We start from the raw sequence: 25,452 nt of genomic DNA on the forward strand, positions 1-25,452 counted from the left end.
AACCAGCAATTACTTATAGCCATTGTTGGCAATAGTATTTTATTTTCTACAATTTTCATTCAAAAATTCAACTAACTCATAAACTAGAGTTATGGGATTTTGTTTGTGAAATGTTAAATCTTTTTGATTATCTAATAGTTTCTTAGCTCTTTCGATTGCCTTTTCCTGTGAAGCATTTACGTCAGATTCTAAAAGCGAATAAGTTTTTAAACAAAAATCATATTTCTTACCGTCTTTTTCATAGTTGCAATTCCATAAATTTCCTAAATGTTTGTAATAGAATGTTCTATGATTCTTTTGGTCTGAAAAATAGTAATGTAAATAGAACCAAACTTCAAAACAGTCATTAGAATAAGCTACCCTGTAATTTTTTGCAATACCACTTTCTATTGCATTATCAAAGTCGGAAAATTCTTTTTCTCCTTGCTTGATATCCATATCAAAGACACACCAAACGATGTCATATTTGTCATCACTTTTATTAACTATATTTTCTGTTGCCTCAATTAACTTTAATTTGCTTTGACCTTCAAGATTAACAGTTTTTACTGTTAAAGTTAGTACAGGGAATGATTCAAAATATAAAGTTTCTGTTTGACCTTCAGCAACAATTAGAATTGTTTTACCAATCTCTTTTGTTTCAACTTCATAGATTGAAGGCTTGACTTTTTTCAACCAAGCCTTTTTTCTATCAGTTTTTTTAATAGATTTAGTTTTTCTAGGCATTAGTCTTCGAAATTTAAGATTTTATTAAAATTACCTAAAAAAGGAATAGCACCATATTTCCCTTGAATATAGTCTTTCTCAAACGTTGCATTATTTCTAATGCCCTTAAACTGAACTAAAGAATATAGGTGGCTTGCTCCAAATTTATCTTTTTCAACAAATTCAATTTGGTCTCTTCTCAACAAATCGGATGATAAAAGATTCGTGTCGTGAGTTGTGAAAATTAATTGAGCACCCTTGTTTATTTTTGAATTAAATAATTCAAGTATCTTTTTTGTTAACAATGGATGAAATCTAGCATCAAATTCATCAATAATAATCGTTCTTTGTTCACTTAAAGCTTGGTAAATAAATGGACTTAATTCAAACAATTTTTGAGTACCTTCAGATTCGTGTAAGCTAAATGAAAAACTTTCATCCTCTACAAACTTATTATTTGCATCATATTTTTTTCTAGATGAAATTAAGAGTTTTCTTTTTTTAGATTTATCAAAATCTTTTTTTACATCATTATCTAAATCATCTGGTAAATCGTCTGATGAAATTTCAATTGCATTTAAATCTTCTATTCCAATATCACCATATTTAAGAAAATCCAATATGTATTTCTTCTTTTCTTTATCTTTTAAAGATTCACCTGCATATCTGTACATTCCTTCGTGACCTAAACCACTAATAATGTAAGTCGAAGTTATGCTCTTAACTAATTGTTTTGATAGTTTTGCAAAACCAAAAGTTGCAAGAGTTGAAAGAAATAGTGAATTATTTCGGAAGATTTCATTTTCTTCGGACTCTTCGTCAAATAATAGAGTTTTTAATTTATCCCCTTCAGAAAAATTAGTTTTATCAAGTTCAATAATTTCTTTTCCTTCCCTAATAAAATAGCAGAGTTCTCTTTCCCCTGGTTTACCATAAAGCCATTCAGAGTAAATATTTTCATCGTCTAATTCAAAACCATATCTATATTTAGTGTTTTTATCCCAAAAAATAATTTGAAAAAAACTAGGTTCATTTTCAGTCTCTGTAGAAAGTCTAAATGAATCAATCATATTTAGAACTTTATCATCTTTAACTGAAGTTCTAATGATTCTAGAAAAAGTTACAAGTGCTTTAATAATATTACTTTTTCCACTTGCGTTAGCACCATATATAGCTTTTGATTTTAGAAAAGAAATATTTTCGATATTCTTTCCAATAATAACATTGTTTGTATCAATACTTTCGTGTTTTGATTTTATTTTGGCAGCCGATAAATTCAATGTATTGATGTCCTTGAACGACCTAAAATTCCCAAAGCTAAATTCTTGCAGTTTCATTTTGTTAATTTAATATTTGCAAATATTACGCAAATATACAAATAAGAATTAAGCTTATGAAGTGTTTTTTATATTATTGCCAACGGTCTCGTATAACCGTCAGTTACGGGTTAATATACGCAAACCTTTCGGCTTAGCACAGACTTTAGCAATTCCGAGTGGATTCGGACGAAGTCGAATCCGCCGTAATTGCGGTTATATATTGTTGTATGCAGTTTTTTCATCTTCCTAATATTTCTTGGTCATAGTCATATTCCGCTTCGTTTGGAAAAAATCCATTCAAGTCAGGAAAAATTAACTGTAAATACTTGAATTCCGAATTCTCATAATACTTAAATGAACTCAAAGTGTATTCAGTCAGCTTATCATTTTTCACCTCAATAAAGTAAACAGGAAACCGGTCAATTAAATCGTCAATTTTTTTATTCAGCGGTATTTCGTTGAATTTAAATCTTTCCGCATAATTATTAATTAATGTGTTTGTCAGTCCATTCGGAAGTCCAGAAATGAAAAGTTCAGGAATTCCAAAGTTTTTATAAATTCCAGTTGAGTATCCAAAAGGCGTAAATCCAATTTCCTCCATAACATAGGTTTTGTGAAATCCATATTCCGCAATATTATCATAAACCTTTTTGAAATATTTTTCCTTTTGTTTTTCTGTCATTTACTCGATTCTGAAATTGCATACAACGGAATTGTGTATGATCTCGTTGCGTAGTTAAGCACTAAAGTTAGCAAATAAAATACAGATAGAAAGTCCGCTAGGACTTTCGCAAGTATGCACTAACTAGCAATGAATTATACACGTTGTTACCTGCTGGCTTTATTCAGTTTTTTATCATTTATTTTTTCAACACTATATTTTCCAATTCGTATTAAAATCAGAACGACAGCAACTACTGCTGAAAACCAAGCCGTATTATAAACTCCGAAATAAAATTGGTCGATTGGAATAAGTCCTGAAAATTGTGTTCCTAAAACTATAGACATTAATAATATTCGGATAACAGTTTTAAACCAACTCGGTTTTGTTTGCATTTCATAAAATCCGATTACTAAAACAAATAAGAATAAACTATCTCCGTGAAAAATTCGACTTATCAATCCATCCAATTCAGAGTTAGCTTTTCCCCAAGTAACAAAATCATAATAACTTACAATAGATAAAATCAGTTGTATTATTATGATAATAATTGAAAAAAGTGGTTTATAAAATTTCATTAGCTTAAATTGTTATTTTTCCAATTATCTACTCGTTCAAATATTCGGTTTCCAATTTCCAATCCGTCCATTCCAACTAAATCATCCCAGTCACAAGTCGGCGCAAACCAAATCCATAATTCTGATATATCTATTCGATTACCATATTCAATGTCGTCAATATAATCAACCAAATGAGTGTGAAAGTCTTGAGCAGAGTCAAATTGATTAGAATATCCGCCTTTAAATTCTACTAAAATTTTTTCGGCTTTATGTAAGTCATCGACAAGTTCAAAAAACTCCCACTTTTTCCAATATTCGACTTTGGAAAGTTGTTCGGGTTTCTTTTTGAAAAATCTGTTTATCATTCCAGTAGGATGTTTTTTTAGCTTGCAGGTAACGGTCTCGGCTATGAGTAGTTGCGTGGGTTAGCGTTAAACTTAGCAAGTACACACCAAGCTGAAAATCCGCAAGGATTTTCATAAGTAGGCGAGAACAAGCAATTACTTATAGCCATTGTTGCTAGTAGTTTTTATAAATATTTAATGTTATTCAATTGATTCCCATATTCCATCATACCTTCTATGTCAAAATCAACTATACCGTTTTTATCGACTTTTTCTTTTTTTTGAATCTCTTCGCTTATATCCAAAAGTTGTTTTTGAATATTTAAGGTTTGAGCAGTCGAAACATATGGTAAATTTTCAGGTTTATGCTCTTTATAATAATCTTGACAAAAAAAGAAGGCAGTATTCAAATCCTTTACAGTTAGTTTGTCAATCCAGCTTTTTTCGGTTAAATGAATCAACCAACTCCAAACTAAATGTCCATTATAATCTTGAGTTTCCCAAAACCTACTGTCAGCAATAATATAATCATAACCAACTTTGCCAACTAAAGCATCAGATTCAACTTGCCAAACTCCAAATTTTATTATTGCGATACTTGAGCAGAAATCTTCATAGTCGAATCGATTATTCTTTTTCGTATAATTAACTGCTTTATAATAGTCAGAATGGTCTTCAGTAAAGTTATGCGGAATTTCTCCATTTTGCCAAAGTTCGTATAAATGATGTTTTGCTTCTTGTTCTGTCATATGTTTAAAGATTTACTTCTAAATTTTCATCTAATAGATTCTCTATTTCTGTTCTGATAAATAAATTATTTGTTCTGATTTTTACTCTATCACAAACAACATCTAGTGTTAAATCACTTTGAGTAAAAGGTTGGATAGATAATTCCGCATTCATAGTTCTCAAATAGGCTATGGCAAAAGAATCAAATTCGTTTTCATTTGTCGGTCGAATTATTAATTCTTCTATTGTAGCTCCTCTATATTTTTGTCCTATTAAATGTTCGTTTTTATTTTTTAATTCGGATGCTTCCTTATAAGTCATTTTATTTTATTTTGAGTTGATTGCGAAATTACTGGCAACGTTTAGTATATGAAAAGTAGCGTGTAACAATTCCTATACTTTTCCGACTAAAATAGAGTTATTAAATAAACAATGCAAATAAGATTTGGCACAGATTTAGCTATTTTTTATATACGTTGTTAGCCATAGTTTTTATATTTGCTCGAAATATTATATATTTACTATAATAAATTCTTAGAAATGGAATGTTTATCACATAAATCGAAAATTAAAGATACTTTTTCAAGTGTTAGAGATTTCTCGTATTCTGAAAAGAGAAATCCTATGTCAGAAGATGCAATGAACAATCAACTTTTAGATGCTATACTTGATTTAAAATCTTCTATCAAGAATAAAACTAAAAGAATTTATGAAGTTAATCATAACATTGAAAAACTAACTTGGTTTAATGATTTAGACGAAGAGTGTTTAATGTTAACTAACGACTTAATTTCAGCTGCTAAGGATTTGCGTTCTTCTCTTATCCGACAATATATTTCTTTAGACTTTTTAAGAAAGAAGGGTATTGCAAAAGAAGAAATAAAAGATTTCAAGAATTCTATTGATGAATTAAAGGAAACTTATCAAGATTTAGAATCTGTATTCTTTTATCTTCCAGAAATTCCAGAATTCGTAGAAACTACTAAACAACTTTCTCTTGTTTAATGGATTTATATTGTTTAGAGGACTTTAAAGTTGAGTTTGAGAAATTAAATTCCAAGAAGTCATATAAAACAATTGAAGCCGATTTAATAAATTACTTTTTTGATAAATCTACACAAGAACTTGCGTCTGGGACAAGATTGAATAATAGTGATGATACTCCTTATATAAAAAAGCGTTTAAGAGGTAGCGGTGGATTCCGTTGTTATTATCTTTTAATTATAAAAAACGAAGCACTTTATTTAATGTTTGTTCATCCTAAAACAGGGTCAAAAGGTTCTGAAAATATTACAGATGAATCTAAAGCTTATCTTTATAAAAAAGTTTTAGAATGTATTAAATCAGAAGACCTTTATAGATTAACACTCAATGACTCAAAAACTAAAATAAACTTTCAAAAAGTCATTAGCGTTCCGTCATAATTATGGCTAACGGTCTCGTATAACCGTCAGTTACGGGTTTAAAGTTACTGTTTTTCGGTTAAGCACTGACTTTTGCAATTCCGAGTGGATTCGGACGTAGTCGAATCCGCCGTAATTGCGGTTATACATTGTTGTAATGCGTTTTTTTCCATTCAAAAAGTTTTCCATTCAACTTTATCATTCCAAGAATTATTCCAACAAAAACAAATAGAACAGATAATCTACTAATTTGTTGAGTCATTATAGATTCAAACATCAGTGAAAGAGAAATCAAAATACAAGTGATTGGAACAAAATAAGTCATAGATTTTATACTCTTAAAGGATAAATTCCTAACATTTTTATTTTCCTTGACCCAATTCAGTTGTTTTATTGGGACAATACTTATTAAATGAAAAAACATATGATAACCAACGTTCAAAACTATTCCCATTGAGATTCTTTCTTCAATTGGTAAATTGTCAACTGGAAAAAGTATTATAATTATTCCTATTCCAATGTTTATTAGAGAAAAAATCTTGTAAAATTTTTTAATTTTTTCCTTTGTAAAATATACGCTATAGTCTAACATTTCTTTTTAAGCTAACTCTATTATTTTTAATCGACTTTTATTCATTCCGTAAATGCATTACAACGGTCTAGTATAAGAATAGTAGCGGATTTTTTGCACTTACTTTTCGGTTAGTTACTGTCGTTTGATTTATATATTTCACTTTCATTTTAGCGATTAAGCCGCTATTATTTTTATACATTGTTGTGGCTAGTTTTTCTTTCTAATGATTTTTACAATTCGGTTAATTATAATTTCTGACAAGTTCCATTCATACCCTTCAAAATCTGTTGTGTTTATAAACTGAACTACCACAGCATCTATATCTTTATGGTATTCTGCGAGACTTTGATAACCAATGACTAAACCACCGTGATTATATTCGTAAGGATATAATTCCTGTTCTCCTTCTTCAAATACAGAACCATCATTCAAGGCTCTTAGGAATGTTCCAACATCCTTTGCGGTTGCTAACATTCCAAATTCGCGTGCTTTAAAATCTTCTTCAATTCCTACGTAATAACCGCTCATCACGTCTTCCAAATCCACTTCAGTTATCGAAAAATAGGTATTGTTCAATTCTAGGGGAATTAATATTTTTTCTTTGATATAATCATTGTGATTGTGTCCTAAAACCTTATCTAAAATCCTACGAAGCAATAAATAATTCGTGTTTGAATATTCATAACCTTTGTCTGGTTTAAAGCTAGCAGGTAAGTCTAAAGCAAAATCTAATGGATTTTTGCCATTTTCTTCTTCGTTTTCCCAAAATGCTGGATTATCTGTGAAATTTGGAATACCTGAACGATGTTGAACCATCATTTTTAGTGTAATCTCTTCTACATTTTCTATTCTTCCTTTTAGTTCTGGAAGATAATCGGTTAATGATTTATCAAAAGACAAACGCTTTTCTTTGACCAATTTCGTAGCTGCTAAAGCTGTATACAGCTTACTAATACTGGCAATTTTGAACAATGATTTTGGGTCGGCTGGTATTTTCTTTTCTCTATCTTTCCAACCACCTGTGTAGAACGATGGTGGTTTTCCCACTTCGTCTACATAAACAATCATTCCATCAAACCCATGCCCAATTGCTTCATCCACTTGTTTTTGAACCGTATCAGGTAACGGTAAAATCCAAGCCTTTACTAAAATCCATGGTACAAAAAACAGGGATATTGCTGTTCCAACAAGCAATACTATGCGCACAATCAATTTGGCTTTTTTGTTTTTTATCATTTTTCTGTTTCAGTCTTCGCTCTTGTGTTTGGTTTTTCAAATTAGCCACAACGGTTTTGTATATGGCTCGTAGCGTGCAAATTATGAAATTACTTTCGGATTAAGCACGAGCCGAATTTTTTAATTTTTCTTATTACCTTTTTTCTCAATAAGCCAAATTAAAAAATTTGGCGGACTCGCAAATACACCTTAACTTCGATTAAGCAACTGACTAGCAATGAGCTATATACGTTGTTAGGGTTAGTTTTTTATCCACTCAATTGCATTTTCAGACATTTTTTTGTAGTCGTGACCTACATTTTTTATAGTGTCTATTTCCCAATTAAATGGCCAATTATTTTTGTTTTTCAATTCCTTATTAGCATTAAAAAAAGTTGTTCCACGTTCCAGTCTATGCGCTCCTTGTTCCATCGCCAAATCCGTTGTTCTGAAAGTCCCTAAACTTGGGTCATTATCTAGTTCTCCCAATAAAATAATCAATCTTTTATTGTAAGAATTTTGCAAATTTATTCCTGTATTTTGAATGCCATACGGAAATTCAAGTTTATCGTTTGGTAGACTATAAAAGCCAGAATTTGCAGAGATAGCCGTTCCAATTCTCGATTCGGGCATTAACATTACCATTCTATGCACAAATTGTCCGCCAGCAGAATGTCCAAAAATGTCGTATTGTTCGTTTGTAATATTGTTAACCGATTTAATATGGTCAAATATGTTTTCAACCACCGTGTATGCCCATTCGCTTTTTGGGTTTTTAGTTCCGAAAAAGGTAAATAGATTTCCCTCTTGATAGTCGTTAGTTGTGTATTTTGAGAACTTATTTTCGAATTCAGGCGCAATTATTAAAAGGTTATTTTCATCAGCTAATTCAATCCAAGCGTTTAGATAGTCATCTGCATTTCGTCCACCACCGTGCATAACGAAAACTATTTTGTCTTTATCATTCCAACTTTCAGGTTTGTAAGTCCACACTTTAATCGATTTTCTCTCGCTATCTTTATAAGCGTAGATAACAAAAGAGTCTATTCCGCTGTTAATTTTTTTGATTTCCGTTATTTCAGGTCCTTTTGGAAGTACATAGAGGTAAATGTAACCTGCAACTGAAAGAAGCAAAAGGATAGAGAAAGTATATAAAATTACCTTTTTTAAAATTCTAAAAGTCTTGTTCATTTTTAGTACTGTATTTTGTTTTAAATTAACCCTAACGTTGTTGTATAAGATTAGTTGCGAAGTTTAAGCACTAAAGTTAGCAAATAAATCACAAATGGAAAGTCCGCGAGGACTTTCGTAAGTAGGCTAGAACTAGCAATTAATTTTATACGGTGTTGGGCACTGTTATTTTATCGTTTTCAATTCATCATTCATTTGATTTCGGAAATAGAAATAAGTGAATATGTAAAAAGGAAGTCCTAAAAAAACATATATTAAAATGCTGCTTGAGTCATTTTTCTTTCCTATTTCTCTATAAAATTCATTTTGATTCATAAATGACTTAATTAAGAATACAAAGTATAATAGAATAGAAATCCAATTAATAATTAAAATTATTGAGGCTAATAATTCAGAGTTTCGTGTGAAAACAGAAACAAGAATATTCGTAATTAATACTATTCCGTAAAGCATAAAAGCAATTTTTGAATTCCGACTAAATAATTTATGTATTCCTTTTGCAGATTCGTAAGAGTGATTTTCAAAATTTCCAGATAATTCCAGTTGTTCTTTATTAATTCCTCTTTTCTCTAAAATTCCAAGTGCAATATTTCTCAAATCATTATCATAACCATATTGCTTATAATTTTTCACAATATCAATCAATTTTCCGTTTTCGAATGATTCAAGTTTAGAATTTATGTTTGTCATTTCTTAATTTCGTACTAATAGTGCCCAACGGTTTTGTATATGAAAAGTTGCGTTTATTTGAGCGCGATTTTTCAGGCTATTTTGTTTTTTTATAAAAGTAGTAAAATTTTTCAATGGAGTAGAAGTACAGCAATTTTTTATATACGGTGTTGTACGTAGTTTTTAACTTTTCGTTTAAACTTAATCCCATGATATGTGTCCATTCCGAAACTAAAAGGTGCTCTACCTTTAAATGAACCGATATTCCTGAAATTGAACAGAACTTCTTTATCTAGAACTATGATTGTTAATTTGTGTGTTGGAATTTTAAATATTGAAGTGACGGTGAATTCCCAGTATGATTTTTTATTTTCTCGGAGAATCCATTTTGGATTATTTGCAAAAAACTCAATCATCTTTTTGTTTTCACTCAGTTTCAATTCAGAATTTATTTTTGATAAGTTTCGGTCATTAATTTTTAACCATACAGTATATAGGCTTATCGTAATCATTATGATAACGAATAGATAGTCCTTCATGTTTAGACTCTCTAAACTAAGTCTTAATAACGAGATAATAATTAGAAAAATAACGATAAAATACCACATGAAATTTTCCCAAAAACCATCCAATTCGTCTTTAGGTAATTTTCTGTTTTCTTTAATACGTTTTAAATCATTTTTGTTCATTTCAAATTACGTACAACGGTTTTGTATAAGATTAGTGTGGGAGTTTGACAATTTGTGAATTGTCAGCCGAGCCACTAAGCTTATACTTATTTAGTATTTTTATCTTGTCGACCTAAAAATACTCAAATAAGTAAAAGCGACATAATAAAGTAACCAAAACTTTGGGCTAAACCATAAAACCCACATTAATTTTATGCGGTGTTGTAAAACGTTTTTATTTCTTTATCCTTATCGGCCAACTGTCCGAAGGCGAATTAAGATTTATTGATACATTATTTTTTTCAATTCCGACGAGTTCAATTTCAGGGCAATTTTCAGGCGTTATTTTTATCCGCTTATTTAATCGATTAGACAATTCGGTCAGAAACTCCATCAGTTTTTCGTGGTCATTTATACCATTAAATTCTCTTGGGTCAATATCGCATTCAATTTCGTCCTCCGTGAAAAAATGCGTGTTGATTTGAATATTATCTAAATAAATATTTGCAGTATTGTTCCAATCAATTTTTTTATCCCAAAATTCAATCAATCTATCAAAATTGATTTTCGTTTCAGTTTTTTGAGTGTTTTCGTTGAACCATTTAATATCAAATCTTTCATTAATGAAGTCCACAAAAATTTTCCAGTCATTTCTGTCTGTATCAGGAATGAAGATGTCTCGCCAAGAACCATCCCAAAAATAAATGTCGTTATTTAATTCTTTCCAATTCAGTTTTTCTAAATGTTTTACAACGGTTTAGTATAACCGTCAGTTACGGGTTTTAAATTACTATTTTTCGATTAAGCACTGACGCTCGCAATTCCGAGTGGATTCGGACGTAGTCGAATCCGCCGTAATTGCGGTTATACATTGTTGTAAACAGTTATTTTTTCAGCGATGTATTTTTCAATCAGTTCTTTGTCCGCTTTATTTTTTAAGATTAATAATTCATTGTTTTTATGTGTCCGATAATTCATTAAGAATTTCGTTTTTCCACTTCGAGTTAATTCCGAATATTCAAATCGATTAGGGTCAAATTTTTCTGCAATCAATTCCATTTTTTGAGTTCGGTCAAGTATTTTTTTCAGTCGTGTCACTTTTCCGCTTTTCTCGTCAATTTTTAATTCCGTATAATAAATCCAAGAAGCAAATCGATAAAGAGTGTAACCGATTAAAGTCAATATTGCGACAAAAATTCCGACTCCAATTCCGAGAAACCAAATAAGAAAAATGAATGAAGCAGAAGTCCAAATCATCAGTTCTTTCCAGTTAAATGGAATTCGGTCACTCAAAGTATGAATGTCTCCATTTTTGGAAATTCTAAAATAGTCTTCGTTTTCGTTCATTTAAAATGAGTCGTAAATTAGTTTTATACCAATTGCAAAAAGGATAAATGCACCTAAAATGAATTCAATCGTGAACGACATTCGCATATAATCTTCATTTTTTCTTTGAGCAACGAATTTCTTTCTTTCGTAATTGTACCATATAATTCCAAGTGCTATTAACAAAGCTCCAAGTAAAAATGTTAGTACCTTTTCCATAATTGTTTACAACGTTTAGTATATGGCAAGTAGGGCAGTAGAAAGCAATAAACTTTCGGATTTGCACTGAGCCAAAACGTTGTATTTTGTTTTTATCTTATTCATTTTAAAAGCCAAATCAACGATTTGGCGGTGTTTCAAATAACCACAGGACTTTCAGAAACCACTGAACGCCCTATTTGCTATATACATTGTTGTGGTGTCGTTTTTATTTTATTTCTTTAATCTTTCCAGTATTATAAAGTTCTTCGAGCATTGGTTTCAATTCCTGCCAATCTATGTCCTTACTCATTTCTTTGTATTCATTCGTACTATCTAAATACTCCTTCAAAAACCAAGCATCAATTTTCCCGAACTTTGGTGCATTCGTCAGGATTACTTCAATGTTTTGTTGTGTTTTTCTTTTATGAAATCCACATTCTCCTCCGTGAAAAGAGTAATTGACTCTTTCAGAAAGTTTACCACTCCTGGGAACCTTTTTGTTTCCTTTCCAAATTAATTCATCGTATTCCTTTTGAACAGCTATATCGTATTCAAATTTCTTCCCCAATCTGTTCATTAGTTCCATTCCTTCTGAACGATATTCGATAATAGCTTTGGCTAATATGTCTAATGTGATTTTTTTATTCATAAAACTTACCTGCATAAAGTAAAAGCGCAAAGCTCTTCCAATTAGGTTCATCCTTTATTTGTTCGCTGTCTTCACCGTACGCTTCAATGGATTCCAAAAAAGAGGAAATTGTTCCATTTTCCCAACCATTGGCTCCTGAAGAATATGGAGAAGAAGGATTTGTTTTTTCCTTCTCATCCTCATCAATTTTATCGTCTTTTAGAGCTTTTACAAATTGGAGAAATGTATCCTTTGAGTTTACTCTTTCTAATAATTCATTTAAATCCATTTTAGATGTTCACTTGAGTTTTTTCTAATGCACTACAACGGTCTGGTGTATGATTTCGTTGCGTGTTTAAGCACTAAAGTTAGCAAATAAAACACAGATAGAAAGTCCGCTAGGACTTTCGCAAGAAGACTCTAACTAACAATGAATTATACACGGTGTTAGCCTACGTTATTTTATTTCCAAATCTAATTTCTGCAATTATCATCATTGTTATGAAATAAATAAGCGGAATTAGACCAACAAGTATCCAAATCAGATGTTTTTTCCATTCAGGTTTTCTGTTAGACCATACAATTAATGGGTGAATTAAAGACCAACAAAGTGAACCAAAAACCAATACTAAATTCAGATAACTACCATATTGATAAATCCAACGATATTCGGAAATTCGAAATCTTTGCACATAATTCCCAATTAACATTCCAGTCAAACAAATCCCAATGATTATGATTGCTGTCCATTTTGGATTGTATGTTAATTTTGAAAGTTGCATCTAAATTAATCCAGCTTTTTTCATTATTCCGAGTGCTTTTTCTGTTTCGTTTGTTCCGTCGTTAAGTGAACCTGGAAGCATAATAAGTCGGCTTTTTATTTTCCCTTCATTTTGCTCAAATTCCACTTTGAAGTAACTTCTTGTTAAAAACTTTTTCGCAGGCTTAAATTCCACATTTTTTATTTTATTCCGCTCGATAATTGGCGTAGAACTCAAATTCAGGCTTTTAACTAAGCTATACGCAATATAAATTCCAATTCCGCAATAAATAGCGAATTCTATCCAGTCTTCTTTTACGATTTTTGTGAACGCTATATAGAATAAAACAATTGACATTATTCCATAAATTCCAAGTATTTGGTAAATGTTATTCCCAGTTGTCAATTCCGCTACATTTCCAACAATTCCATCACGAGTCAGAACTATCTTGTCAGTCAGAATGTGACAAAATCCAGTTTTGGTTTTAAATTTTTGTTCGTTTTCCATAATGTAGGCTAACGGTCTTGTATATGGCTCGTAGCGTGTAAATTAGCTATTAATTTTCGGATTAAGCACAAGCCAGATTTTTAATTTTTATGTTTAATTTTTTATAAATATAAGTAAATTAAAAATATGGCGAACTCGCAAATATACCTTAACTTAGTTTAAGTAACTGTCTAGCTATGAGCTATATACGTTGTTGTGTGTAGTGCTTTTGCGTACTACTTGGCTTTAAATAGTTAAATACAGTTCAAATTTGCGCGATGGCGAGACATACTCTTTTACAGTTTTGGTGAAGCTTGGATGAAGCGACTGTAAATGTGTATGGCTTTTAGCGTTGGCTTTCAGATATGTAATTGTCAATGTTTTCTATAATTTTGTTTGGCGTTAGTTTATCTTTAGGATTACTTCCAATGATATGTGGTATATACTTTTCATTTTTCAATTCTGATATAATGTTTGCTTTTGTATTTCCTTTACCAGAGTGATGAAATATTTGACCAGTAACTATGACGGAAAATTTACTTTGTCCAATTTGCAATGAGCGAAGTACGTTTGTATTTTGCAATTTACTATTATTAAAAAACTCGATTTTCCAATCCGTAGTTGATACACCAATTTTTTCAAAATAATTATTTAACTCCTTTCGAATTAGTGCTTGGTCAGTAACTTCGCCAAGAACGCAAATATTAAATGGATTATCAATTTTAATATCTTTTTTTGTCCTGTAAACAGGTTGTATTTCATTTAGTGACCTTGAAAGCGTTTCTATATTTTCTTGTGCCTCGTTCAATTGCATTTCCAAGAGTTCGCTTTTAAATTTTTCATCTTTTAATTCATCAATTGTTTTCTCAAAATCAGAGAGCCAATCTAAATTTTCCTTTTCCTTTTCTGATTGGTCAGGTTTGCTTTCAATTAACTTTTTTTGACTTTGATTATATTTTATCAACCTTTTCTCAAACGATGATTCAAATAGTTCAATTTCTTGGTCTTTTAAAGCGGTAAAGAAAGTAGGGTAGTCGTTTGGTGAAAGCATAAAGAACCTTACTGTTTCTTTATTCTCGGTTCTTTCTACATAATTTTTTCCCGCTTGTAATTTTAAAGCATTTTCAGGTTTGAAATCTTTATCATCTTTAATTTCGACGATTATCGTTTCTTTTTTAGTTTTAATCAGAAAGTCAGGATAAAATCCATAATAGAAACCATTTGTTTTCTTATATGCAATACCAAAATAGCGACTTTCTCTCTCGCCGTTTTTAAACCACCACAATATATCATCGTCAGTTCTATCAACTTCTTCAATAAAATCTATTTCTGGTTGTGAGAAATTTATCTTGCCATTTTTATTTTTTTTGACATATAATTTCTGGTCTTGATAGTTTTTTATAATAGACTTATCCGAATTTTCTACAATTTCATAATCTGTAAAAATGCTTATGCTTGACGGAATTTCCCAAGAAGTATTAACAACGACTTCATCTTCTCTTGTTGGAAGATTTGCATAAAGGTCTTTTGCTTGTTCTAATAATCTTCTAATCCTCGGATTATTACTTCGGTTCATAACCACAAGTGATATTTTATCCTCATCTCCAATATCGAATGCTTTTTTAAACCAAGTGCGAATAGATGATTTTATAACAATTGCTGAACGAGAAATAGCATAAGGCTTTGCCATTTCAGCGCAAAAGTTCGTATAACTTGATGTAATATCATTTATGTCTTTTCTAATAGATTTTTTATCGGAAAAATCCACTTCTTGCCTTTCATCTGCATCTATACCTTTAACTACTCCTTCTAATCCTACAGTTTTGTGGATTTCCTTAATGTTTGGATTTATGTCCGACTTCGTATCCAATTCTTTAGCTGAATCTAATAGACATTTTTTAAACGCTCCAGATAATCTTGTAAGTTCTCTTTTTCTCCTTATAAATTCGCTTGTAAGCTTTATAGGTTTGGAATTTATGTTTTCATCTCTTTCCATTTGTAGTTCACTCACATAATTATTTGCGAGCTCCTGAACTATTTCAAAATTGTCAGATGCAGAATATATATAACCATAATTTAATTCAGGATTGTTAACATAATGCTTTTGCTCCGGCATACGCATTATTCTACCTAATGTTTGGATATTAAAACTATAGCGTTCTTGTTTCCACTCACGCTGTAAAAAAATTAACGATGCTCTTGGGCAATCCCAACCTAAAGCAATCGCCTCTTTAAAAATTAATACGTCGACTAGACTGTCATTTGGCTTTACTTTCTCGTCAAGTTCTTTAATATCGACTCCTGAAATTCTTATTTCAAGTTTACCATTTGCAATAGTAATGTCTTGGTCTGCCAACAACCCAATAATATAATCTTCTGGGTTTGAACTGTCGGTTTGTTTTTTATTGGGTATTTGTATTAAAAGCAAAGGATTAATATTTGTTCCCTCATTTTCATACATTTTTTTTAATTGTTTTCTTTTATTTAGAGCAACCTCAAGTAAGTCTTTATTTTCACGAATTTTTTTGCTACTCGGATTAATTCTCACTTCACTTTTAATCATTCCCTGTGCAATTACTTTTGCCAAAGGAATATCTATTAATGAACCGTTAATACTTGATGGCGTAGCAGTCATCTCAATAATTAAAGTGGGATTTATTTCATCGATGACTTCTTTCGCCTTTTCAGCTTTTGCAGTTCTATGACTTTCATCAATAATGAGAATTATCTCTCTATCTTCTTCACGAGTATTACTGACTACAGATTTTAAATTTTTATCTAATTCGTTTTCAAGTCGAAAAGAATTATTTTTTTTAATTAAGCTATCCCAATTAATAAATACAATTTCGTTTTCTTCTATTAAATTATTTTGTAAATCATCAATAGTTATACATTCAAGCAATTTCTCATCTTCTAAATATCGAGTTAAACTTTCTCTACTTTGTTCGTGTAAAGAATTAACTGACAGCCAAATGAAGGAATAAGATTTATCAGCTTGTTCTTTAACAAGTTTAGTTAATGATTGAGAAATCATATAAGTTTTACCTGAACCAGTTGGTGCTTTGAAAACTATAGTTCCTTGTTCTCTATACTCATCATTTAATAATTTAATTGCAGTATCTGTAAGCTCATTCACATATTCCTGCTGATATGGTATGTGTTTCATTTATTCTTAAGTTTTGCAATTTTACGATAAACGTTAAGTATCACTTCTGGAATAGGTTTAACTTTAAATTTTTTATTCAAATTTTCAAAATCTTCTTCCATATAATTATGGTCATAACTGAATACATAAATTACTATTTTTCTTATATCCTTCAGCTTATTTAAAGCCATACAGCATTCTTCAATAAAATCTTCATCGTAAATAATTGCAGTATGTTGGTTTGTATTTTTGAAAATTGCGAACTTACTTTCTTTTGAATTATCCAAGACAACGTCAAAAGTATTCTCTGAAATACAGAGTAATTCTGTACTTTTCGCAACCAAATTTCGTTTATCATTGTCGGTTAAAACAAATGGTACATAATCTGTTTTGAAGTATTTTAAATTTGCTGGAATACCTTCAATTTCATTATAACCATCAATAACTTTTTGTATTCTTGGATAGGTCACTTCTTCACAAATATTATTTTCATTATTTGTACAAAGAATAATTTGTCTTTGACCTCCATCCATTTTATTTAATTCGATGACCGCTTGACCAGTTGTTCCACTACCAGCAAAGAAGTCAAGAATTTTAGCATTCTTATTCCCTGTTATAAAAATGATATCCTTTATTAATTCTAAAGGTTTTGGATTATTAAAAGCCTCATAACCTAATATTGCTTTCAGTTGATTTGTACCGTTACCGCTACTATATTCTGGACGATATAAAACCGATTTGGGTTTTTTTGATGGTAAATCTCCTAATTTTGGTCTTTGTTTTTTGTTTAAAGTAATTCCATTTTTTGTACGTGAGACTATAATATCGTTTATGTGAGTTCTAAATTTATGCTCAAAACCCCAAGTCCACCTCAAAAGTTGTTTTTTTGAATTAATAGGAAGAACAACTTCATATCCTTTTTTAGAATATTTTTTTATTAAGCTGTCAACATATTCATCATTAAATGTGTTTGATTCCTTGTCAAAAATTCTATTGTATTCCTTTTCTTTTATTAAGCTAACTTTATCTTTTTTTACCAAAAGTGGAAAATACATTTGTTCTCTATCTTCTCGAAATTTTTCTTTTCCATCTGCTAAAATTCCACGTCCTTTTTTATAAGGACCAATTTCGTCTGTAAGCCACTCATCATCTGAATCTTCTTCAATATTAAATTCTAAAATTGATGCTTGTGTTTTAGATTTAGCATAAAATAGTGTGTATTCGTGAGTTCCTGCAAAACCAAATTGGTCTTGGTTTCCTTTATGGTTCATAATTGTCGGAACTGTCGCTATATGATTTAGTTCGCCAAATATTTTATCGCAGAGAAGTTTTAGGTTAAAAACCTCGTTGTCATCAATTGATATAGCTATTACACCAGAATTTTTTAAAAGATTTTTAGCTAAACGTAATCGTTTATTCATAAAAGAAAGCCAAGTACTATGCCTGAATCTATCTTCTTGTTTTATGAATCTATCATTATATCTAAAATCAGTTTTTCCCTTTTTATCGGTTTTTCCTGTGTTATATGGTGGGTCAATATAAATAACATCAATACCTTTTTTGTGAGTAAAATTAAGTGTGTATAAAGTATGATAATTATCTCCTTCAAATATGAAGTGCGTAGGTTTTTTAGTGTCTTTTTTTATTTCTCGTTTTTTATCCTCAACTAAAACTGGCAATTCTTTTTCACATTTGTCTGCTATTCTCTCGGGCTTATCTTCCCATACCAATCCATAACCTTTTTTTTCAAGTCTTTCTAATTTGGCAATTAGTTGTTGTTTAGAATAATTTTCGTATTTGGTTTTCGCCATTTAGGTTATTTCGGTTTTGTTTTTTTACGGCACTAAAAATAATTAATTCAAATTGAGCGTTGGCAAAAAACAGCTCTTTTATTTTTAAGCGTTGGTAGTTCGCGCTGGAAAAAATAAATGTGCTGTTTGTGCGTTTGGCTTTTTTAGTTCAAATGTTCAATTTTAGCACGATTTTTTGCATTACACACAACGTGTTCGTGTATGGTTAGTTGCGTTGGCTAGCAACTAAATTAGTAAAAGAAAACGAACCAGAGGAAAATCCGTAGGATTTTCCGAGTACACACAAACTAGCAATTGGCTATACACGTTGTTGTACGCAGGTTTTTATTTTTTCGATTCTCTGTATTTATATTTTCCATTCTTAAAAACTAAAAAGTGAGACATACTTAAAATATCTCTATTCCCTTTAATCTTTGTAATTAAGTACCATTCTTCGTTGTCAGAAGTCGTTAGTGGATTATTCCAATCAACTTCAATGAATTCAGGTTGTTGTTTTTGAACTTCGGTTATGTTTAGTTCAGCCTCAATATTGTCAACCCATTCTATTGTATCATTGTAGTAATCTTTGCAACTAACAATAACTACAATTAAGAATAAAAAGATAAAATTCTTAAGGATACTAAATTTCATTCCAATCTATTATTTTTTATCAGCGAGTCCATTTCCGCTTGATATTTTTCTCGCCAGTCTTTTCCGTTTCTTTTATTCAGATACTTTTCAATTTCTGCGTTATAAGCTTCAATTCCGCGAATAGTTGGTCCAGTTTGGTTACAGCTTGTATAATGTTCGTGAAATCCATACTCTTCTTTCAGTCCAATACAAGGAACTCCGCAAGGATGTAAAGGTGGTTCAGTTGTTACAATTCTTGCAGAATTTCTCCAACCGTCAATCTTTGCAGTCAAATAATTAAATCGGTTAAAAAGTCCGAATTGCCAAAATAAAATTCCGACTAATAAGAGTCCAATTCCGATTGTTATTTTCTTTTTGCGTTTCATTGTTCAACTTGCGTACAACGGACTTGTGTATGAAACGTAGCGTGCAAAAAGGCACTAACATTTCGGGTTAACACAGAGCCGAATTTTTATATTTTGTTTTTAATTTTTCTCTTTTTAAAAGCCAAATTAAAAATTTGGCGGACTTTCTAAATATACACAACCCTTTCGTTTAAGCTCTTATTAGCTATGTTTTATACACCGTGTTGTGCGCTAGCTTTTTTTAATCAGATTGATGAATCCAATACAATTTTCCATTTTTATATGTTATAATTCCACCACCAGCTTCTTCTTTTCCAACATATATACTTGGTCGTTCCAAATTCACAGTTTTGTCTCCAATTAATTCTCCATCCTCGACTATAATCTCAAAAGTTTCCTTATCATAGACAACACACCACAAGTTAACCCAGCCAATAGCATTTGGAAATCCTTTATATTCTTCTTTTCCACAGCCTATTGAAATTGGATTCTGTCCTTTTTCCTCAATTATCAACTTAGGGCAGTCTTTTTTGTCAAAGTATACTCGTTCTAAAATTCCGTTTCCATTTAGGTCAATACTTATTGTATCGGTAATACGATATTCTTTATATTTTTTAAATTCAAAAAACTCAGGATGTGTCCAATTACCGGTCGTATTTTTTTCAGCATTCAATGATTCTTTCTCTACTTTGGTCAGCTCTATTTTTTCCTTAACTGCCTTAGTTTCGATATTAGGTTTTACTTCTTTAATTTCAGTTTTAGTGTTCTCGTTTTCTTTGTTTTTACAACTAAAAAATATGAGTGATATTAAAATCAGAAAGAAATAGTTTTTCATTTAGTTCAATTTTTCGGGCTTGCGCACAACGACTCGGCTATGGTTAGTACGGGAATTAAAATTACTGAATTTCCGATTAAGCACTTAGCCAAAACTTTTTATTTTGTTTTATCTTTTCATTTTTAAAGCCAAATCAAAAGATTTGGCGGACTTTATAAAAATACACTAAACTTTGGGTTAAGCAACAAAACCCGTATTAATTATAGCCATTGTTGCCAGTAGTTTTTTGTCCGTTTAATAAAAATCATAATATAAGCTCCATTCATTTGTTTGGTCATTTTTTGCAAACATTAAACTTCCGCTGTCAATTACATTTAGGTTTATTTTTTCGTCAGATGAAATTTGAAATACAAACTCAAATCCGTTTCCAAATCCTTCGTCTATACCAATTCCAGGTTGACAAAAAGATGGAAATCCACCAATTTTGTGCTCATATTGATGAAAGTCAGCTATGTCATAATAGTCTTCAATTTCTCCATTGTTTTCAAGTTCAAGTATTTCATCTTCTGTTTCGGATGACAAACCTCCACCATCCCAAATTGGACAATCCTGCTTTTTTTCCGCTTTTAAAGGAAATTGCTTTATTAAAGATTTTGGGTTTGATAAATCTTTAATAGTGATATTTTCTAAGTTTTCGTATTCTCTTATTAACCAATTTTCTCCCATTTTCTCAAAGCATTCTGGATATTCATTTGAGATAAAAACTGTCAATATTTTTGTGTTTGATATTTTAGGATGAATAAAAGGTAAATTCGGAATGTAAATTTGAGCTAAGGGAAACATTAATTCTCCGTTTTTGTCGGTCGGAATAGTTTCCTCAGATTTGTAAGCGGAAACCTTTCCAATCCAACTTTCTTTAATTGTATTTTCAGGTCTAAATCCACCAACTGTAAAAACGGTAGTGTCTTTAGAAATTTTGTCTTTTACTTCCTTAATTGTCAATTTCGTTCGTTTTTTTTAAATTACTGGCAACGTGTTTGTGTATGGTTAGTTGCGTGTTTAAGCAACTAATTTAGTAAACAAAAACGAACGCGAGAAAATTCCGAAGGAATTTTCCAAATAGGCAACGACCAAAGCAATTAATTATACACGTTGTTGGCATTAGTTTTTCTTTTTACATATTCTGAAACTAATTTCTTGCTATTTCTCGATGTTACCATACAACCTTCCAATGTTACTATTGTAGGTAATTCAGAGTAAACTTTGTCAATCCAATTATCAATTAATTCAGAGTTTTTAAATTCAGATTTGTTTTTCATATAATGTTCAAATGCCATTAGTCTTGTGCTCGGATTCTTGCTATACATAAGAGTTTGACAAATTTCTGATGACATACTTTTACTTTCCTTTGAGAATATTGCTCTATTTGTAAAAATACTATTTGCTTCGCCACCATAATAACCATATCTCGTTCCTGAAAATGGTGTCATTAGAAAGCGTAAATTTTCGTTTAGAACAAAATCCGACTTTATATCCATTAAAGGATTTTCCATTTCTTCAATATTGTAATATCGATTGTATATTCTATTGTCCTCTATTTTAAAAATTCCTGAATATAGATTTAGATAACGTTCTGTCAATAATTTATTTCTTGGTATTTGCGGTGAGAGTTCATAGGAAATAATTTGCCCATCTTTTAAAAGCACGTTATAAAAGATACTAACATAGCCTTTTCCCATACTAGCTTCAATTTGTTCGTATCCAAATCCTAAATTAGTTTTCCTATCTTTTTTGTCTATTTTAAAAATGTCGACAATATTCCTTTCGTCTTTTTTCAAAACCTTTTTTAAATCTGATAAGAAAAGAGAATCCTCTTTGACCCAACTTTCATTAATAGAATCTAATTCATAAGGGTCTATATATTCCGATATTAGTTTGCTATTAAAATCAGTCGTTACATTCAGCTCATCCCTTTTGCAAGACACTAATAGTGCGAAAATCAAAATGTATATATGTTTGAATTTCATTCGGTTCAAATTAATGCCAACGTGTATGTGTATGATTAGTTGCGTTTTTAAGCACGTAATTTAGCAAATAAAAACCGAATAGAATATTCCGCAGGAATATTCGCAAGTAGGCAAGAACCAAGCAATTAATTATACACGGTGTTCTACGCAGTTTTTATTCTTTTCAAATTGTTCATCTGTTGTTCAAATCCTTGAAATTTAGTATTTATGTCTGGTGTATAATTCCTAGAAGTCCATTCTTGATACAATTCTAAATAATCATCCATTACGTTCGTTCCATTTATTTTGTCAGTCCATTTTAGAGCCATCATTGCACCAGTTTGGTCATAATGCAAGTCTTTTCGTGTCAGATAATAATCAAGATATTTTTTCAGGTATTCAATTCCGTTTTGAGTATTGAATTTGGCTAAAGTCAAACAATATCCATTTCCTGCGTAACAAACTTGGCTTTTTAAAAGATGAATTCCAATTATATCCTCAACAGTTTTAAATTCCATTATTGAGGCGAAATATGCTCCAACAATTCTTGTTCTCCAATTAAAATCTCCGAGTAATTTTTTAACGACTTCTAAATTAAGTTCCGCTTTTATTGGCTCAAAATTCCTAATGAATTCGTCCGCTTTATTTATTCCGAACATATAAAATGGAACACACCATTTTTTGATAAATTCAGCTTCGAGTTTGTTTTCGTTAGAATAATGTTCCAACTCAGCGAATGGACTTGAATGTCTGATAGTTGCTCCAGCAGAATGTAATTCAATTTGTTTCTTTGTTTTCTCGTCCATTGTTGGTTTGGTTAAATTGCGTAGAACGGTCTAGTGTATGATTTCGTTGCGTGTTTCAGCAACTAATTAAGCAAATACAAACCGAATAGAAAATCCGCGAGGATTTTCGTAAGTAGGCGAGTACTAGCAATGAATTATACACGGTGTTAGCATACGTTATTTATAGTTTTTTCAGCAATACATAGTCATTATCAAAGTCCTCAACTTTCAAAATTCTTTTCGGACTACAAGAACTTTCACGATATGCAATTTCTGGATTTCCATAATCGACTTTGGTTCGGTTAAAGCATCCTTGTTTTTTTAAAACGACATAAATTGTTCCGCTTTTTAAATCGTCATTTGATAATTGAATTCCACAATTAAAAGGAATGGTTTTTGAATGAGAAAAATCATTGCCATAATCAGCGTAATTACCAAGATACGAACCGTAATCTTTCCACCTCCTAAATTTATATCCTTGTGTTCCCAAGTATTTTAATTCTCCGTTGTTCATTTGATAAACTAAAATTGGTGGTAATGAAGGATTGTTGTTTTCTGAAGTTATTGAAACTCGTGCCATAATATGACTATTTCCTCTTTCTGCATCTCTTAAAAAGTATTGACTACCATAATCATCAAAAGACCAACGTTTACCTTTCCAAATCTTGTCAAATCGTAATGATAAATCTCCATATTTTACTCTTGTTGTGGGTTTCAAAACTTTATAGCCAAGAGCCTTTTTCCTTTCTGCCTCGATTCTCTTTTGCTCAATCGTTTTATCAATTTTTGCTATTTCCTTTGAAGCAATAGTTGCGTCATTAGTTCCTTTGAAATTATCTACGATTCCTTGAAATTCAATTTTAGCACTATTCAGATTTTTTTCAGCAAGAAGTTTTTTTGCTCGAATAAACCTATTTTCTGCTGTATTTTTAATTTCAGTTAATTCAGCCGAACAGTTATTCAATTCCGCTTTTGTCTGTTCAAGTTCAGTTTTTAATTCCGATAACTGCTTTTTGGTTTCTCCGTCCGAACAACTGAACAGTAATAATGTTCCAAAAGTAAGTGCGAGTAAATTTCTTTTCATTCTGTTGATGGTTTGTAATAATTGTAAATCTATTACGAAAATTTTAATGTTTATTGTGGTTTTCCGTAATGTATGCTAACGTGTTTGTGTATGATTTCGTTGCGTGTTTAAGCACTAAAGTTAGCAAATAAATCACAGATAGAAAGTCCGCGAGGACTTTCGTAAGTAGGCTATTACTAGCAATGAATTATACACGGTGTTGTAGGTAGTTTTTATTCCACACTACATATCCAATTAGTCCAATTCCGATAATAATCATTCCTACAATACCAATTTTCAGCCCTAACATTGGGTTATCATATAATTTGTCATTAAACAACCCAAAAACGAAATAAATTAATTTTGTAGGCAGGAATGCCAAACTAATTAGAATTGCTAAATATTTTGGATTAGAATATTTTGTTAAAACCGAATGAATTATTGGTGCAATATGAATTTCCGAAATTGCAAGAAAAAATAATGAAATCAAATAAGTTATTGTATGCTGTTCAGTCGGTATTTCTGGAATCAGAAACAATATTCCAAATGATATTACTCCAAAAACAAACCCAAGCATTAATTTAAAGAATTGACTACTGTAAAAATATGTCCACAAAATAATTGCAATTATACTAATGGGTAAAATGAAAATAGAGTTGATTGATTGCCATAAATGATTTGGAATACCTAAAGTTGATATTTCGCTCAATTGTAATTGTAAATCAAAAGTCCGAATGCTTGATAATTCGTAGAATCCCCAAAATAAACCAACAACAATAAATGCAATTAAGATGTTTAAAATTCTTTTACTTATTGGAAACTCATTTTTCTCAATTTCATCCAATCTTTTTTCCTTTGTAAGAACGATTGGAATTATTGAGATTAACATTAAGATTCCAGATAAAACGAATCCAATATTGTAGCCATATTTTTCTCCTAAATAACCAATTAATAAAATACCCAAAAATGAACCTAAATTTATTGCGAGATAAAATATCGTGAATCCTGAATCTAAAAGTTTAGTCTTATTCAAATACGTCTTTCCAAAATTTGAGATGACATTTGGTGTGAAAAACCCACTTCCTAAAACGACAAGAAATAAACCTAAATAAAGTCCAGTTGTGGAAGGAATGCACAAACTAAAAGCTCCGATTGCTTGAATAATTCCACCTATTATTATTGATTTTTTATTTCCGATTAGTAAGTCTCCAAAAAGAGCTCCAACGATTTGAGAAAAAACTAATGAAGCTGTAAACCAACCATAAATGCTTAATGCTTCAGTTCTTTCCATTTTCAGCGTCTCTCCAACCATATAAAGAACCACAAGAGCTCTAAAACCATAATAAGATGCTCTTTCCAACATTCTGGAAATAGAGTAGTAGAGAGTTTCTTTTGTGTGTTTCTGATTCTGAATTTTTTCCATTAAGTTTCTTGGGTTGGTAAATTACCTACA

Annotated in this window: 30 protein-coding genes; 2 read left to right on the forward strand and 28 right to left on the reverse strand. The window is 30.8% G+C overall.

The genetic code is table 11. The features are described from left to right. Window positions 1-39 precede the first annotated feature (39 nt). The 7 genes from BTO05_RS00970 to BTO05_RS01000 all read right to left on the reverse strand — a co-directional run bounded on the left by BTO05_RS00970 (window position 40) and on the right by BTO05_RS01000 (window position 4,639). Window positions 40-726: an RloB family protein gene (locus tag BTO05_RS00970; RefSeq protein ID WP_087490863.1), complete on the reverse strand. Its 687-nt coding sequence runs from the start codon at window positions 724-726 to the stop codon at window positions 40-42. After that, window positions 726-2,042, reverse strand: a complete 1,317-nt coding sequence (locus BTO05_RS00975; RefSeq protein ID WP_087490864.1) for an AAA family ATPase — start codon at window positions 2,040-2,042, stop codon at window positions 726-728. The genes BTO05_RS00970 and BTO05_RS00975 overlap by 1 nt, the downstream gene beginning before the upstream one ends. A 220-nt stretch (window positions 2,043-2,262) precedes the next feature. Then, window positions 2,263-2,706, reverse strand: coding sequence for a DUF4262 domain-containing protein (locus BTO05_RS00980; RefSeq protein WP_087490865.1), 444 nt, complete (start codon window positions 2,704-2,706; stop codon window positions 2,263-2,265). A 146-nt stretch (window positions 2,707-2,852) separates the two neighbouring features. Further along, a complete protein-coding gene (locus BTO05_RS00985) occupies window positions 2,853-3,263 on the reverse strand; it encodes a hypothetical protein (protein ID WP_087490866.1) in 411 nt (136 codons plus the stop codon). Next, the gene (locus BTO05_RS00990) at window positions 3,263-3,610 is read right to left on the reverse strand and encodes a hypothetical protein (RefSeq protein ID WP_087490867.1); all 348 of its coding nucleotides are present in this window, start codon (window positions 3,608-3,610) and stop codon (window positions 3,263-3,265) included. Before BTO05_RS00990 ends, BTO05_RS00985 begins: the two co-directional genes overlap by 1 nt. 164 nt (window positions 3,611-3,774) lie before the next feature. Then, entirely contained in the window at window positions 3,775-4,338 is a 564-nt protein-coding gene (locus BTO05_RS00995) for a hypothetical protein (protein ID WP_087490868.1), read from the reverse strand. A gap of 4 nt (window positions 4,339-4,342) precedes the next feature. Then, on the reverse strand, window positions 4,343-4,639 hold the full coding sequence (locus BTO05_RS01000) for a hypothetical protein (RefSeq protein WP_087490869.1): 297 nt from the start codon (window positions 4,637-4,639) through the stop codon (window positions 4,343-4,345). Window positions 4,640-4,942: 303 nt separating this feature from the next. Between BTO05_RS01000 and BTO05_RS01005 the strand changes: the two genes are divergently transcribed. Together BTO05_RS01005 and BTO05_RS01010 are read left to right on the forward strand one after the other, a co-directional pair. After that, window positions 4,943-5,323 (forward strand): hypothetical protein, encoded by a 381-nt coding sequence (locus BTO05_RS01005; RefSeq protein ID WP_157662504.1) that lies wholly within the window; start codon window positions 4,943-4,945, stop codon window positions 5,321-5,323. After that, complete coding sequence (locus BTO05_RS01010) at window positions 5,323-5,742, forward strand: hypothetical protein (RefSeq protein WP_087490871.1); 420 nt, start codon at window positions 5,323-5,325, stop codon at window positions 5,740-5,742. Before BTO05_RS01005 ends, BTO05_RS01010 begins: the two co-directional genes overlap by 1 nt. A gap of 760 nt (window positions 5,743-6,502) precedes the next feature. Here the strand turns inward: BTO05_RS01010 and BTO05_RS01020 are convergent. The 21 genes from BTO05_RS01020 to BTO05_RS01120 all read right to left on the reverse strand — a co-directional run bounded on the left by BTO05_RS01020 (window position 6,503) and on the right by BTO05_RS01120 (window position 25,422). Next, on the reverse strand, window positions 6,503-7,531 hold the full coding sequence (locus BTO05_RS01020; protein ID WP_087490873.1) for a serine hydrolase domain-containing protein: 1,029 nt from the start codon (window positions 7,529-7,531) through the stop codon (window positions 6,503-6,505). 240 nt (window positions 7,532-7,771) lie between these two features. After that, on the reverse strand, window positions 7,772-8,701 hold the full coding sequence (locus tag BTO05_RS01025) for a hypothetical protein (protein WP_087490874.1): 930 nt from the start codon (window positions 8,699-8,701) through the stop codon (window positions 7,772-7,774). 165 nt (window positions 8,702-8,866) lie between these two features. Then, window positions 8,867-9,391, reverse strand: a complete 525-nt coding sequence (locus BTO05_RS01030; protein WP_087490875.1) for a hypothetical protein — start codon at window positions 9,389-9,391, stop codon at window positions 8,867-8,869. A 137-nt stretch (window positions 9,392-9,528) separates the two neighbouring features. Beyond that, window positions 9,529-10,059 carry a hypothetical protein gene (locus BTO05_RS01035; RefSeq protein ID WP_087490876.1) on the reverse strand — a complete coding sequence of 177 codons (531 nt, stop codon included), beginning with the start codon at window positions 10,057-10,059 and terminating at the stop codon, window positions 9,529-9,531. A gap of 214 nt (window positions 10,060-10,273) precedes the next feature. Continuing rightward, window positions 10,274-10,672, reverse strand: a complete 399-nt coding sequence (locus BTO05_RS01040; RefSeq protein ID WP_157662505.1) for a hypothetical protein — start codon at window positions 10,670-10,672, stop codon at window positions 10,274-10,276. 230 nt (window positions 10,673-10,902) lie between these two features. Next, window positions 10,903-11,385, reverse strand: a complete 483-nt coding sequence (locus BTO05_RS01045) for a hypothetical protein (protein WP_087490878.1) — start codon at window positions 11,383-11,385, stop codon at window positions 10,903-10,905. After that, entirely contained in the window at window positions 11,386-11,583 is a 198-nt protein-coding gene (locus BTO05_RS01050; RefSeq protein WP_087490879.1) for a hypothetical protein, read from the reverse strand. Between the two features lie 208 nt (window positions 11,584-11,791). Next, window positions 11,792-12,214: a DUF6896 domain-containing protein gene (locus BTO05_RS01055; protein ID WP_087490880.1), complete on the reverse strand. Its 423-nt coding sequence runs from the start codon at window positions 12,212-12,214 to the stop codon at window positions 11,792-11,794. After that, on the reverse strand, window positions 12,207-12,482 hold the full coding sequence (locus BTO05_RS01060) for a hypothetical protein (protein WP_087490881.1): 276 nt from the start codon (window positions 12,480-12,482) through the stop codon (window positions 12,207-12,209). Before BTO05_RS01060 ends, BTO05_RS01055 begins: the two co-directional genes overlap by 8 nt. Window positions 12,483-12,645: 163 nt before the next feature. Then, complete coding sequence (locus BTO05_RS01065) at window positions 12,646-12,975, reverse strand: hypothetical protein (protein ID WP_087490882.1); 330 nt, start codon at window positions 12,973-12,975, stop codon at window positions 12,646-12,648. Further along, a complete protein-coding gene (locus BTO05_RS01070) occupies window positions 12,976-13,461 on the reverse strand; it encodes a phosphoribosylaminoimidazolesuccinocarboxamide synthase (protein ID WP_087490883.1) in 486 nt (161 codons plus the stop codon). Window positions 13,462-13,786: 325 nt separating this feature from the next. Continuing rightward, a complete protein-coding gene (locus BTO05_RS01075; protein ID WP_087490884.1) occupies window positions 13,787-16,606 on the reverse strand; it encodes a DEAD/DEAH box helicase in 2,820 nt (939 codons plus the stop codon). After that, on the reverse strand, window positions 16,603-18,396 hold the full coding sequence (locus BTO05_RS01080) for a site-specific DNA-methyltransferase (RefSeq protein ID WP_087490885.1): 1,794 nt from the start codon (window positions 18,394-18,396) through the stop codon (window positions 16,603-16,605). The genes BTO05_RS01075 and BTO05_RS01080 overlap by 4 nt, the downstream gene beginning before the upstream one ends. Before the next feature lie 324 nt (window positions 18,397-18,720). Next, on the reverse strand, window positions 18,721-19,026 hold the full coding sequence (locus BTO05_RS01085) for a hypothetical protein (RefSeq protein WP_087490886.1): 306 nt from the start codon (window positions 19,024-19,026) through the stop codon (window positions 18,721-18,723). Continuing rightward, complete coding sequence (locus BTO05_RS01090; RefSeq protein ID WP_087490887.1) at window positions 19,023-19,391, reverse strand: hypothetical protein; 369 nt, start codon at window positions 19,389-19,391, stop codon at window positions 19,023-19,025. Before BTO05_RS01090 ends, BTO05_RS01085 begins: the two co-directional genes overlap by 4 nt. 220 nt (window positions 19,392-19,611) lie before the next feature. After that, complete coding sequence (locus BTO05_RS01095; RefSeq protein ID WP_087490888.1) at window positions 19,612-20,205, reverse strand: hypothetical protein; 594 nt, start codon at window positions 20,203-20,205, stop codon at window positions 19,612-19,614. A gap of 234 nt (window positions 20,206-20,439) precedes the next feature. After that, entirely contained in the window at window positions 20,440-21,147 is a 708-nt protein-coding gene (locus BTO05_RS01100; protein ID WP_087490889.1) for a DUF1963 domain-containing protein, read from the reverse strand. 137 nt (window positions 21,148-21,284) lie between these two features. Beyond that, window positions 21,285-22,172, reverse strand: coding sequence for a hypothetical protein (locus tag BTO05_RS01105; RefSeq protein WP_087490890.1), 888 nt, complete (start codon window positions 22,170-22,172; stop codon window positions 21,285-21,287). Window positions 22,173-22,315: 143 nt separating this feature from the next. Continuing rightward, the gene (locus tag BTO05_RS01110) at window positions 22,316-22,957 is read right to left on the reverse strand and encodes a DUF6000 family protein (RefSeq protein WP_087490891.1); all 642 of its coding nucleotides are present in this window, start codon (window positions 22,955-22,957) and stop codon (window positions 22,316-22,318) included. A 160-nt stretch (window positions 22,958-23,117) separates the two neighbouring features. Further along, window positions 23,118-24,020 (reverse strand): hypothetical protein, encoded by a 903-nt coding sequence (locus BTO05_RS01115; protein WP_087490892.1) that lies wholly within the window; start codon window positions 24,018-24,020, stop codon window positions 23,118-23,120. 187 nt (window positions 24,021-24,207) lie between these two features. Beyond that, window positions 24,208-25,422, reverse strand: coding sequence for an MFS transporter (locus BTO05_RS01120; protein WP_087490893.1), 1,215 nt, complete (start codon window positions 25,420-25,422; stop codon window positions 24,208-24,210). Window positions 25,423-25,452 lie beyond the last annotated feature (30 nt).

Source organism: Winogradskyella sp. PC-19, from assembly GCF_002163855.1.
Taxonomy (GTDB): domain Bacteria; phylum Bacteroidota; class Bacteroidia; order Flavobacteriales; family Flavobacteriaceae; genus Winogradskyella.